This is a genomic window from Psychrobacillus sp. FJAT-21963, assembly GCF_001420585.1.
Taxonomy (GTDB): Bacteria; Bacillota; Bacilli; order Bacillales_A; family Planococcaceae; genus Psychrobacillus.
Map to the genome: position 1 here is coordinate 1,172,449 of NZ_LJIY01000001.1, position 13,736 is coordinate 1,186,184.

Below are 13,736 nucleotides of genomic sequence, written 5' to 3' on the forward strand. Positions count from 1 at the left end.
CAATTATTATTAATTAAAATCCNATTTAAAAAAAATTTAATCATTTTCCTAGGGAGGTCTTTTAAAATGCACTTAGATCAAATCAGTACTTTTGTTTCTGTAATTGAAAGTGGTAGTTATAACAAAGCTTCAACTAAACTGTTTTTAAGCCAACCTACTATCACTCATCGAATTAATAAAATGGAATCAGAATTAGGAATTTCATTGTTAGTTAGAGGAAAAAAAGAAGTACATTTAACCAAGGAAGGTGAACTTTTTCTGTATTACGCCAAGGGAATACTGGAATCATTCGAAGAGTGTTTAAAAAAAATAGAAGGATTAAAAAATGAATTAATTATTAATTTAGGTTATGGGATTTCACTATCACATTTTATGATGAATAAAGTTATAAATTCGATTAGCTCCGTAAACTATGAAAACCGTTATCTTTTCAAAACTCTCAGAGATGTTGATGTAGTTTCTAACATTTTAGAAAACAAAATTCAAATTGGTTTTACTAGAGAATTATTAGAAAGCGAATATCTAGAATTTCATTTAATAGCTCAGGAACCTGTCTATTTAGTTGCGGGAAAAAAATTGGGGTTAAAAGGAGATAACAAAATTTCTTTTGAGGAAATTATAGATGAAAATTTTATTGTCCCTAATAAAGAAACATTAAAGAGCGACTTTTTAGTCAATTTTTTAAAGACTAATAATGCAAATATTAAATTTCAAACAAACGATATACAAATTCAAAAAAAGCTTGTACTTGAGGGTCACGGAATTAGCTACTTTTATAGAGAAAGTATTATTGAAGACTTATATAATAACAATATTATTCAACTACAAATCGAAGATTTATTAGATATTACTTCACCAATTTATTTGGTTTATCGTAAAGACTTCTACAATAATACACTTAAAAATATTTTGGATTTGTTTTCAGAATCTATATACACAAAATTAGTGTAACTGATAAAACTTACAGGACTGTTTTATCACTTTTTTCATTTTATATAGCTTCTCAATCCATCAGGGTACGAACTGTTTATAGCCTCTGGAGCGATAGTATTTATTTAAAGACTGTTCGGTGTTAGCATACCAATGGTCTTTTTTGTCTTTTAAGAGGAAGTTCATCCTCTTTTTCTGCAACAACGAGAACAAACAATTTAGTACATAATTCATAACCTAATAGATTTTAAAAACCCTTCAATTTTGAACAACATAAATGCATAATCAAGGTTGCTCTTCTAATTCCTTCTTATTGCACTCAACATTTCTCAGCAATGACCATATTTATATAAAAAACTTTCGTAAAAGTATACTTCTACGAAAGTTAGCTAAATGTTGATTTATTATTAAAAATTATAGTTTTTGTAAAAGGAGAATGTCCAATTAAGGACAAACAATCACTCACTCAGGTGTACGAATTACTAAAACATCACATTTAGCTGAACGTACGATTGCTTCAGACACGGAACCAATTAAAAAACGCTCAACTGCATTTAGCCCAGTTGCACCACAAATTATTAAATCGGCTTCAACTAAGTTTGTAAGCTCATTAGTAATTATACTTTTGGGAGAACCATATTCGATTACTATCTTTACATTTTCAACACCTTCAGCCTCTGCTCTTGCCTTGTAGCCATTTAAAAGTTCCTCTGACTGTTTTTGTGCAGTATCGAAAATAGATCGTTCGTATGCTTCGAATGAACGAGTATCAATTATATTTACTATGTTTAATATAGATCCCTTGTTACGATGTGCAACATCTATTGATTTTTGAAATGCATATTCCGCTTCTTTTGAACCATCTACAGCTACTAAAATACTTTTATAATGATCTGCCATTTATCATAATCTCCTTATAAAATAATGTTAACCTTCATATTAAATTATCATTTTACCTCTTTTGGCTTTTTCATGAATAGAGACAAAATAACATTAACCACTGCAAATGCTAAACCGACTTTAAATACAAATGATGATCCTGTTGCTGCGGCTGCAGACAAATCATCACCAACTGTCGCTAAGTAACTACCTTGTTTGGACGCAAATATCGAAACCATTACTGCAATACCAATAGCACCAGCAACTTGCTGAATTGTTTGTGTAATAGCTATTCCATCTGGATAGTACTTTTTCGGAAGAGAGTTTAATGTGTTAGTTTGTGTAGCTGCAAGCACCGCACCGATACCTAACATCATGACTATATGAGTTACAACAACCATCCATAACGCCGTATCTGTACCAAATTGTGCATAGATTAAATAACCAAGTGCCACCAAAATAGTACCAGGAGTTATAACTGCTTTCGGACCATATTTGTCAAATAGACCACCAATGATAGGCGCTAATATACAGTTAAGTAAACTACCGGGTAGTAGTATCAGACCTGTTGTAAATGCCGCGATTAATAATGCCATTTGCATATACATTGGTAAAATAACAAGCATTGACAACATGTTGAAGAATGTAATAAAACTCATAAAGACACCAAGAATGAACAGCGGATACTTAAATGCTCTTAAATTCATTACGGGAGTCTCCATCTTTATCTGACGGACACAGAATAGAGCGATTGCAATAATACCTACGATGATTGCACCAAGAACCGTTGCACTAGTCCAACCAGCTTCACCAGATACACTAAATCCGTATACGATACCACCGAAGCCTATTGTTGAAAGAACGACCGATAATATATCAATCGAAACTTTACGTACCTCATTTACGTTAGGTAAGTAAATAATCCCGAATATTAGAGAGAAGAGTAAGAATGGTACTTGAACCCAGAAAATCCATTCCCAAGATAATGTATCTAATATAAGTCCTGCTATTGTTGGACCTAATGCTGGACCTGCTAACATAACTAAGCCCATAATACCCATTGCGGCTCCTCGTTTATTTGGAGGGAAAATTGTAAAAATAACATTTTGTGTTAAAGGTAAATTAATTGCTAACCCTGCCGCTTGAATAATACGCCCTACCAATAAAAAACTAAATGAAGGTGATATTGCAGCTAGAATTGTACCAATAATGGTTAATAGAATAGATGTCATAAACATCTGGCGTGTCGTAAATTTTTGCATCAAGATCCCTGTTACTGGTATTAATATACCTAGTGTTAAGAAATAACCTGTCGCTAACCATTGAACTGTTGTAGGCTTCACATCAAATATTTGTCCTAAATCACCTAAGGCAATATTTAAAGCCGTTTCACTAAAAAGTCCTACAAAGCCAGCTACTAAAAGAGCCGCCATTATAGGGCCTGTCTTATATTCTTTATTCACTTAATAAAACTCCTCTAAAGCATTTTTGGTAATAGTTGCGAAATAACTTTTAGTGGCTCAGATGCTTTTTGAGTTAAGCACAGCATCATTCCACCTTCAATTGAAGCCGTCATCATAAGTGCAATTGACTGAGCCTTATCTTTAGAAAATCCATCTGCTACTAATTTCTCCATATAAATATCTTGTATTTCTTGATACAACTGAGCACATGCATTTCTAACTGGATCACTTAACGAAGCCATTTCGCTAACCATACTGCTAAATGTATATCCAGTAAGGGTTCCATCCGTCTCAAAACTATCAATTAATTTTGAAATCATTGCTATTGTTGCTTCTTGTGTTGTTGGATATCGATGAAAAATGTCCACGATATCCTTCATAATCTCATCATTCAAAGATTGAAGGCAAGCGATTAGTAATTCTTCTTTTCCATTTGGAAAGTGATGATAAAGCGAGCCTTTTGAAATATCACATGCTTTTAATATTTCGTTTAATCCAGTACCTTTATATCCTTTTTGTTGGAAAAGCGTTGTCGCGATGTTGATTATCAGCGATTTTGTATCCATTTCCGTAGTACACCTCCACCATACCAACCGGTCTGTTTGTAACTATATCAAAAAAAAACTCTATATTTCAAGACATTTTTATCTCATAACAATAACGTCGTTCACATTTTAGACACAAACTAATGGTTTCTATTCTCTTGAACGAGTTCAAGTTGAACCATTTATAACAAAAAGAAAAGCACTGCGTTTTGCAGTGCTTAACAATTGTTAAGTATTAAACGGAACACCTTAGTTACTCTCAATTCCTTGAATAGTTAGTTCTTTTACAGGTAGAAACAGTTCTCCAGTGTTTAAATATTTTACTTGGACGGAGTCTCCTTCCTGCAAATAAACTGCAAGTGGAGCTACTTCTGAAGATACAATATAGTTTTCCTTATTATTTAGAAGGAAAGAAACTTGAGTGAAATCACCTACTCGTTCTTTAAATACTCGAACGACTGAACCAGTTACTGATTTTTCCTCTGCATTTGAGCTTCCATCCACCGAACTACCACCTCGTTGAATAGCTGTTTTGTACAATTTTAGAGCTTCGTTAGGTGTATTGCCATACACCGAGATTTCCGGATTCGCAGCAGAGACAATAAAGTAATTTTGCAAAAATCCATTCGAATCCAATACCGGTGTTAACCAACTAGCTTCCCCGTAAAAATTGTACAATACAGGCATTTCACCAGTCCATTTCTTCTCAATAAATTTCTTTTCTATTATTTGAAGTGCACCCTGAGAATCCATGTAGGACTCTTCCAGATTTCCAGTATAATAAGTTGCTTCGCCAGTCCGACCGTCTGTTAAGGAATAACCAAGCATCGAATCGACGCCTTCTTTTGGACTTGTAAAGTCTGTAAAGTAATACATTTGACCGTCTTCACCGAAGATTGGACTTACATTTGCTTCTGTACCTTCATCCGAAGGCAATTTCACATCTTTTTTACCAAAAATACTGTTAATAAAACCATGAACATACTTCCCGTAGTAACCATTTTGCAAACTAACGGTTTCTGGGGATACTGCGCCATCAATAAATGCTGGGGCTTCCTTTAAACTATATGAATCCGTTTGACCTGTAGCAGGATCTACTGCAACAATCCCTTCTACTTCAAAGCCGTTTCGTGCAGAGACGAACTGCCCATATGAACGGATATAATAAGGTTTTCCATCCTCATTGATTTCCAATTGTGGGTCTCCATAAAAAATCTTTGTCGGATGTTCCATACGAATACGTCTTTCTAGGTTTTTGTGCAAGTAGGATGAAGGTGTATAGCTCATTTCTGCTTTTACAAACTTCGGATTGTCAGATGAATCTGTTGCGCTCATCGTGAAATACCCAGGAGTAACATCTCCATTGATCCATTTAAAAAATCCTGAAAATTCTACGGGAGCTATATAGACATATTCCTCTTGTACTTTTTGAATTTGTAAATTTCCTAACTCGTAGTAGCTAGTATTTGGTACTTGCCCAAACGCTTTTTTCATTTTATTACGTGCAAATTTGGGTGGAACACTTGCAGGTGTTTTAGTCTCATCAAAAGCTTCGATTTCCACTTTTTCATCCATTTTCGCTACTTCAAATTTTTCATCTGCATTCCAAACTGGAGCGGACAACATGAAAATGGCAACTACTAAACTTCCTAAGAATAATAAACCTTTTGCTTTTTGCTCTTTCCCTTTAGAAAGTAACGTCCCTGCTAAAGTGACAAGTACAAGCCAAGGCCATAAAGCTGTCCAGTTTCGATCCAAATTCGTTATATAGTATACTACCGCTAACACAATAAACGTTAAAACCGCCAGACCAATAAAGGAAGACATCGTATCCTTCCTCTTAGCTGTCCATGGCATGATTATTAACCCAGTTAGCACTGCCACCACTGCCGAAATTATAAATACAAACGTCATAATCCTCATCCTTCTTCCTCTTTTTTGCCTAGTTATTATACGGATGAAAGGCAAAATGGTTTCAGGAAACTTTGGTTGTTGAGTAGAAGGAAAAACACCCAGTAAATAAATTTACTTGGTGTTTTCTGGATAAATAATATCCGATTTTAGCATAAGGTTAATACTCCTTCCATTCGTATCAAACCCTTTTTTCCAAGAGAAGATAACGAAGATAGAAGAAATAACTAATAAACTACTAAGAACAACCATACAAAGAACAATTAAACCGGAAGATACCATTCCTGTAAATATAGCAAGCAACACAATTCGGAGTAATAATCCAATGGATCGGAACAGACTATCCACTCTACCTATTATGTCATTCGGAATATTGTCCATTAAGAAAGAGTTTCTTGCAACCCTTGCACCACTATTTCCTAACGCCAGGAAAAACATCAGTGAAAGATATACAGGAAGGTTTACAAATACAATCAATGAAATAGCTATTGTATAAGTAATCACTCCAAAAATAATGGTCTTTTCATTCCCTGCCCTCCTTGCAAGTGTGGGAACAAACATTCCAGCGGCAACTGCTCCCATCGCATAAATCATCCCTTCTAATCCATACACACTTGCATCAGCCTTTAGTATATCTACAAGATAAACTGGAAATAAGTAATTTGTAAGCATTACTCCGATAAACGGCATAAATGAGAACACGAGAAATACAAACATTATTGGATGCTTCAACATATATGTAAGTCCATCACTCGCTTTAGACTTTATCACTTTACCGGTTTTATTCACCTTAGTCCGTACATAAGGAAGTTTCATGTAAAAATAAATAGCTGCTCCATAAGATAATACATCCAATAATAAAATATAGTGCAAATCCCACTTCAACAATAAAACACTAGCTATCCCCCCAGCAATCATGCTTGAGAGCTGTCCTTGCACTTCCATTATTCCATTTAAGGATTTGTATTGATCCTTTTTAAAGATTTCTTGATTTAATGCGAACATAGTTGGATAGAAAATTGTGTAGTATAAGCTTCCAATGATATAAATGATAGTAAAATGCCATATTTCATACGATAAACCAACAAATCCAATCATCGCAAAAAATAATAGGAGAATAAGACATACAACTTCACTTGTTAATAGCAAGTTTTTTCTAGATACTTTATCCACTAAATTACCAACAAACGGTGTAATGATAAAGCTAATAATAGTCATCCCAATGGATACATATCCAAATACAGCATTTCCATTTTCGCTTGATACGAGCATCCACGGAATAGCGATCATCGTTATCCCAGATCCAATAGATGAAGCAATATTCGCACATATAATTAAACGAAAACGAGAATCTTTATATAAATTTTTCATCCTATTTCACCCCTTAGCTCTCCTTATATTTTCACTATAATGGAAATTGCCAGTTTCGGATTCAGTCATAGGTCTTGATTGGACTTCATACATTTGACTGAATAGAGGGTCAGAAAAGTGCTAATCGAGCCTTTAAAAACATACCTGTTTTCAATGGTTTCTGGAGTGCTTCGGACAGACTTGGGCTACATCGTTATCGTGTGAATTTTTGATGGGGAGGGTCGTGTCTAGCTTCACGACCCTCCCCTCTTTTCGATAATCTTGTGGCAGTCGTCTGTCCGTCGCCCTCCTGCAACTTTTGGAGACGTATTCATAGCTTTTTGGATAATGAAAGAATAGATGCTATCCTATTCATTTTGTAAGCTCCCGAAGATGCAATTTCGGGAGCTACCCTCCTACACTATTAGGTGAGTGCTTACCATTCTTCTGGAATTCGCTAATTACAATACATTCAGCATGGTAGGTAATAATAGCTTTAGATCAATACTTTTCAAGATAAAAAAGCACTTAGTGTATTTTTACACTAAGTGCTTTCCTATAGATTTAGTTGTTTGAATTTATAAATACGTTCCTTTTTTCTCGTACGTTACATACCAGTCATCATCTTTATACAAAATACTTGTTCCAATCCAACCTTCTGTAAGTAGCTGTTGTTGTTTTTCTATGTCACCCATATTAATTTCTAAAACTTCATTACTTACTTCACGGTCTTCGTGCAACTTTTTATAAAACACATAGCGCAGCATTTCAGCATACTTATTTTTTAATGCACCAATTACCATTCCTTGGCTTAGCTTATCCTTTAAGCTAGCAATATTAAATGGCGCTACCGTTGCGCACACATGTGTATATGGAGAGGCATCTAAAAGCTCCATAACAATTGCTCCAAGTCTTTTTTGCAAACCAAAGCCTCGGTAATTAGGAAGGACATTTGTGATTTCTTGATAGACGACACTGTCCAGTTGCTCTGTAGTAAGACCAATATCATAACCTAAATGATGTTCGTCTATTTCTGGAATTGCCAATGCACGGAATGCGATTAATTCCTTTTCTACAAAAACCCCTACCATTAGGTGATTCGAGATAGAATCTTCAAATTCTTCCTTTGTTACTGGCGATAAAAAATCATTGTTTTCGAGCGTTTCTAAAACAATTTCTTGAATGCTTAAAATATCTTCTATACTGTCTTTTGTTAATACTCGGACTACATATTCTTTGTCCCCAAGCATTCCATTCCATTCTTTCATAAAAACACTTCCTCTTACTTTGTTACTTTTGTGGAATACTCTGTTAGCTCTTGTAAAATTGCTTCATCAACTTCTATACCTAATCCTGGACGTTCATTTAATTTAATAAAAGGAACATCATATTGTAGATTCCCGACATCTTTAGAAAATTTTAAAGGGCCAGTTAACTCTACACTCGTAAATGTTTTTTTAGAGAATGCTACATGAAAACCTGCAGCTGATCCTATGGAGGATTCAACCATTGAGCCTATTTGGCATTCGATACCGGCCATTTCTGCCATATGCGCAAGTTTCATTGCTGGATAAATACCACCGCATTTCATTAGTTTAATATTAACTTTATGTGCAGCTTTTTTCTCGATTAATTCGCGCATATCTCGAAAGCCCCTTAGACCTTCATCCATCATTAGTGGCGTGCTTGTTTTTTCTTTAATCTCTACCATGCCATTGAAGTCATCTGCAACTACCGGTTGCTCTAGCCAATCTAAGCCCGTAGTCTCTAATTGACGCATAGCAGTAATAGTGTTCGCACTATTTTTCCAGCCTTGGTTCACATCTACACGTATTGCGATCTCGTCTCCTACCTTCGCGCGAACTGCTTGAATACGTTTTACATCAGCTTGAACTTCTGTGCCTACTTTCATTTTAAACGATGAATAGCCTTCCTTCATACGTTTTTCCGCTTCTTCTGCCATCGATTCTGGTGTTCCGATGCTTAATACATGTGTAATAGGAAACTTCTCGTGATAGCGTCCGCCAAGTAGCTGATATACCGGCACCCCTAGTTTTTTACCTACAACATCATAGCAAGCAATGTCGATTGCTGCCTTTGCTGCTGGTGTTTGATAGACTGCTTTGTCCATCTTTTCATGTAAACGTTCAAATTCCATTGGGTTTTCTCCGATTAACAATGGTGCTAACGTGTTCTTCAATATGGCATATGTACTTTCCCAAGTCTCACCTGTTACATGCTCATCTGCTACGGCTTCTCCGTATCCTATTAAACCATCATCGGTTGTTAACTTTACAATAATTGATGGCATATCTTTATACGTATGATAACTAATGATAAATGGTTCTATTAATGGTAATCTAATGGCATATATTTCAATTTCTTTTATTTTCATCTAAATCTTCCTTTCTTCTTTACAAAAATTAAATAGTTGTTTATAGTTGTCGTTAAATAGTCGCTTAAAAAATAAAAAAATGAGGTGGAAGCATGGTTACCCGAATTGCAGTCTTAGGTTCTTATAATTTTATCGAACGTTTAAAACATTTGGAAGTTGAGCTACCTTCTATCCATATGGATTATTATATTTACAAGACGCCGATTGATGCAATAGCCATAATACCAACGATAAAACCATGTGATGCAATATTTTTTTCCGGATCACTTCCGTATGTTTACACTAAGGATGCGAGAGAACAACTGCCTATTCCTTCTCATTATCTTCGTCAGGACGAAACTGCTATTGCTACAACACTTTTATCTATTGGTTTTTCCAGCTCCATTCCAGTATCAAAGCTTTCAATCGACTTGATCGAGCCACAAAGTGTACAACATGTGCTAGAGGATATTGGCCAAATGGATGAATATCCGTTTATGATAAAAATTGATCCTACTTTTGATTTGAAAGAAGTTGTTGCTTTTCATGCCAATTTGCAAAGAAATGGTGAAGCGAGCCTTGCGATAACAAGTATTCATGCTGTTTATCAGCACTTGCGCGAAAATAATCTATCGGTCATTCGTATGATTGACCCTAAAAGTTCTATAATAAAGGGACTCGAAGAAACAAAATCGATGGCACTTCTTGCAAAAAGCCAATCAGCTAAAATTGCTGTTGGATTTATTCAAACAAATGACGATAAATTAATATCAGATGATACATTAAAGAAAATATCAAGTTCTATTCAAGCAAGTTTTACTAAGAGTGAAAAGGATTTATACATGCTTTATTCAACTCAGGGTGACGTTCAAAAAGCTTTTGTAAACAACTATATAGACACTTGGTTTGAGCTTTCTTCCTCTCCACTTAAGATTGCCTTTGGATTCGGTAAGACAGTTGTTGAAGCTACGAAAAATGCAAAGGATGCTCTTACCTATACAACAGAAAACTCCGCTTATGTGATAACTGATACGAAAGAATTATTAGGACCTTTCCCAAACAATCAAAAGAAGGTACATCTGAAAACGAATGAACCTAAAATAGCTAAGTTAGCTAAAGAAACAACATTAAGTCCAGCTAATATCTCCAAAATAATGCAGTTCAGTCGTTCACGCACTTCCGTTGAATTTACTGCATATGATTTAGAGGTCTATTTACAAGTTAGTAGACGCACAACTGAACGAATCTTAAAAAAGCTCGTAGATAATGATTATGCTCGAATTACTGGGGAAGAAATGACCTACCAACAGGGTCGACCACGTGCCATTTACGAGTTGAATTTCCCTACTTATTTGTAAAGAAAGGAAAGTTCCCTTTAAGTGAACTTCCCTTTTTCTTAAGCTTCTAGAGCTTCTCTTTTTTGAATTTCTTCTATTTCTGCTTGTGATAATTTTTCTATCGTAAAACCAGTTACTGCATAAATAATAGAAATAATAGGTACTACGAAATTTAACACAGCATATGGTGCATATTCAAAAGCTCCTACACCCAATGTACCAAGGATAAATACCCCACAAGTATTCCAAGGAATAAACACAGAAGTAAGTGTTCCGCCATCTTCTAAAGCCCTTGATAGGTTTTTAGATTTGAGTCCCATTTTTGTATATGCCGTAGCAAACATTCTCGCTGGAACTACAATTGAAATGTACTGTTCTGAACAGGAAGCATTTGTTGCGAAACAAGCTACAATTGTAGATGCAATTAAGGAACCAGCTGATTTTGCAGCTTTTAAGATTTGATTCATGATGGATTGAAGCATTCCAGAATACTCTAATATCCCACCAAATGTCATCGCTACTATTGTCATAGAAACTGTATACATCATGGAATCTAAGCCACCACGGTTAAATAAATCATCTACCATCGCATTTCCTGTTTCAATAACAAAACCACTTTGAAGCGCACCTATTGCTTCAGAAAGACTGCCACCCTGTACGATTACTTGTGCTAAAGATCCAAGAACAATCCCTACAATTAAAGCGGGTATTGCTGGAACTTTAGTTGCAACGAGTACAATTACGGCAATTGGTATTAACAGTAACCAGGGTGAGATAACAAAGCTTTTCTCTAACATGAATATAGTTTGTTGAATACTCTCTTGGTCAATGTTGCTATCTTTATAATTCATTCCTATAATTCCGTATACAGTAAGTGCTATTAAAAGACCGGGTATAGTTGTATAAAACATATGACGAATATGTACAAATAAATCTGTGTTAGTTAAACCTGCTGCTAGATTAGTAGTGTCCGAGAGCGGTGACATCTTGTCTCCAAAATACGCACCTGAAATTACTGCTCCCGCAATAATTGGAGCTGGAATTCCCATACTTAGTCCAATTCCCATTCCAGCCACACCAATTGTTCCCATCGTAGACCATGAGCTACCAATCGCTAATGAAACTATTCCACAAATAATTGTTATTGTTACTAAGAAAAGTGCTGGCGTAATAATTTTAAGACCATAATAAATCATCGTTGCTACGATTCCGCCGCCAATCCAAGCACCAATTGTCAAACCAACTAAAATTATTATTACCACTGCTGGTAATGCAAGTTTAATCCCCTTGTACATCATTTCCTCAATATCATTCCATTTAAATCCATGCTTCCAAGCAACGATAGCTGCAACAGTAGTTCCAATAATTAATGGAATATGTGGCCCTTGTTCTAAAACAACTACCGCAACAATCATACATCCAATCATAACTAATAATGGAACAATCGCCCAAAATAAAGACATTTCTTTCTTAGCAATAGCATTTTTCTTTTCTTCCATCCCATTTCCCCCAGTACAAACGTGTGTGATAATTCTTAGTTGACGTTTAATAGTCGTTAATAGGCTAATAATAATGCCAAATGATTATCACGTCAATAAGTTTTTAGATATTCTTGAAAGCGTTTCCGCCAGAACATTTGCACCTAATAACAGCGAGTCATGATTAAACGTCATATTTGGATGATGTAACCCCGGAGAGAGATCTGATCCAATGCCTATCATGGCAGCCTTTAAATCAGGATTTCTAATCGTATAAAAATGGAAATCATCGCTTCCAGAGGTAATTACTTCATCTGCCAGTTTGTCTTCTCCTAGTACATGAATGATCCCTTCTCTTGCTATTTGAGCAGCTTCAGGTGAAACCTCCGCACCAGGTGTTATATCTTGCCATTCCCACTCAATTTCTACATCAAATAGTTTTTGTAATGCCTCTAGATCTCTATTAATTTGATCTTTCATTTGAAATAAAATAGTATTTTTAGCAGCTCGAACATCTATCGAAAACGAAGCATTACCAGGAATAATATTCGCATTCTCGCCACCAGCTTGTATTTTTGTCAACTTCGCAGAGTATGACTCAAATGGTGAGAAGTAGATATTTTTTAATAATTGATGGATAGCAACTGTTACATCAATTGCGTTTTTCCCTTGATGTGGCCTAGCACCATGTGCATCTACTCCCTTAATTTGTCCTTCTAAAAACATTGCCGCTCCGTGATGAATTGCAGGTGAGACTTTTCCAAACGGAAGTTCTTCAATAGGTCGTAAATGCACACCAAATAGATGAGTAACATCCTCTAGTGCTCCTCTGTCAATCATCGCATTTGCGCCATTGCCTTTTTCCTCTGCTGGCTGAAAGATAAATCGGATACGCTTATGTAATTTTTCATCTTTGAGTAACAATAAAGCACCAAGTACCATGGAGATATTTGCGTCATGTCCACATGAATGATTTGCTCGAAATACCCCATCTACTTCCTGCCACAGTGCATCAATGTCTGCTCGAACTGCTATCACTTCTTCACCTTCACCGATTTCTGCTAGCAATCCAGTTACATCATCAAATCGGCGATAAGGAATATTAAGCTCATCCAGAATTTCTGCAAGCTTGTTAGTCGTTTCATATTCCTTCCAGCTTATTTCTGGGTTTTCATGAAAGTGATGAAACCATGATAATATTTGTGATTCTACATCCATTTCTTGTAATCTTCCTTTCCTATTTCTGATTTATCCTATAATTTCACAAACCCTACCAATTTGTCCATCCTCTAATCGTACTTTAATTCCATGTGGATGGAAGGAGGCATTCGTTAATAAATCTTTCACGACTCCTCGAGTTTTTTCCCCTGTACGTTGGTCTTTTTTTAATATTATATACACTTCTAAGCCTGGTTTTATATCTTTTCTATTTTGTCCATTCATTTGGATTCACCTCTTTTTGTATCGTA

12 protein-coding genes are annotated in these 13,736 nt (G+C 35.5%); 2 read left to right on the top strand and 10 right to left on the bottom strand.

Translation table 11 applies throughout. The annotated features are described in order from the left end of the window. Positions 1-66 precede the first annotated feature (66 nt). Positions 67-951: a LysR family transcriptional regulator gene (locus tag AN959_RS05680; RefSeq protein ID WP_056828977.1), complete on the top strand. Its 885-nt coding sequence runs from the start codon at positions 67-69 to the stop codon at positions 949-951. 441 nt (positions 952-1,392) lie between these two features. Here AN959_RS05680 and AN959_RS05685 read toward each other — a convergent pair whose 3' ends face one another. From AN959_RS05685 to AN959_RS05715, 7 genes are all read right to left on the bottom strand, one after another. After that, a complete protein-coding gene (locus tag AN959_RS05685) occupies positions 1,393-1,830 on the bottom strand; it encodes a universal stress protein (protein WP_053591017.1) in 438 nt (145 codons plus the stop codon). Positions 1,831-1,877: 47 nt separating this feature from the next. Then, positions 1,878-3,242: a DHA2 family efflux MFS transporter permease subunit gene (locus AN959_RS05690; protein WP_056829169.1), complete on the bottom strand. Its 1,365-nt coding sequence runs from the start codon at positions 3,240-3,242 to the stop codon at positions 1,878-1,880. A gap of 44 nt (positions 3,243-3,286) precedes the next feature. Continuing rightward, positions 3,287-3,838: a TetR/AcrR family transcriptional regulator gene (locus AN959_RS05695; RefSeq protein WP_056828979.1), complete on the bottom strand. Its 552-nt coding sequence runs from the start codon at positions 3,836-3,838 to the stop codon at positions 3,287-3,289. 228 nt (positions 3,839-4,066) lie between these two features. Continuing rightward, positions 4,067-5,731 (bottom strand): hypothetical protein, encoded by a 1,665-nt coding sequence (locus AN959_RS05700; protein ID WP_056829171.1) that lies wholly within the window; start codon positions 5,729-5,731, stop codon positions 4,067-4,069. A gap of 111 nt (positions 5,732-5,842) precedes the next feature. Then, complete coding sequence (locus tag AN959_RS05705; RefSeq protein ID WP_082460793.1) at positions 5,843-7,099, bottom strand: MFS transporter; 1,257 nt, start codon at positions 7,097-7,099, stop codon at positions 5,843-5,845. Between the two features lie 557 nt (positions 7,100-7,656). Continuing rightward, positions 7,657-8,346, bottom strand: a complete 690-nt coding sequence (locus AN959_RS05710) for a hypothetical protein (protein ID WP_056828981.1) — start codon at positions 8,344-8,346, stop codon at positions 7,657-7,659. 14 nt (positions 8,347-8,360) lie between these two features. Continuing rightward, the gene (locus AN959_RS05715) at positions 8,361-9,473 is read right to left on the bottom strand and encodes a mandelate racemase/muconate lactonizing enzyme family protein (RefSeq protein ID WP_056828982.1); all 1,113 of its coding nucleotides are present in this window, start codon (positions 9,471-9,473) and stop codon (positions 8,361-8,363) included. 92 nt (positions 9,474-9,565) lie between these two features. Between AN959_RS05715 and AN959_RS05720 the strand changes: the two genes are divergently transcribed. Next, positions 9,566-10,810, top strand: a complete 1,245-nt coding sequence (locus AN959_RS05720) for a hypothetical protein (protein ID WP_056828983.1) — start codon at positions 9,566-9,568, stop codon at positions 10,808-10,810. A 38-nt stretch (positions 10,811-10,848) separates the two neighbouring features. Here AN959_RS05720 and nhaC read toward each other — a convergent pair whose 3' ends face one another. From nhaC to AN959_RS05735, 3 genes are all read right to left on the bottom strand, one after another. Further along, positions 10,849-12,288, bottom strand: coding sequence for a Na+/H+ antiporter NhaC (gene nhaC, locus AN959_RS05725; RefSeq protein WP_056828985.1), 1,440 nt, complete (start codon positions 12,286-12,288; stop codon positions 10,849-10,851). An 87-nt stretch (positions 12,289-12,375) separates the two neighbouring features. Further along, positions 12,376-13,485: a M20 peptidase aminoacylase family protein gene (locus AN959_RS05730; protein ID WP_056828987.1), complete on the bottom strand. Its 1,110-nt coding sequence runs from the start codon at positions 13,483-13,485 to the stop codon at positions 12,376-12,378. A gap of 30 nt (positions 13,486-13,515) precedes the next feature. Beyond that, on the bottom strand, positions 13,516-13,710 hold the full coding sequence (locus AN959_RS05735; protein WP_056828989.1) for a YwbE family protein: 195 nt from the start codon (positions 13,708-13,710) through the stop codon (positions 13,516-13,518). Positions 13,711-13,736: the final 26 nt, after the last annotated feature.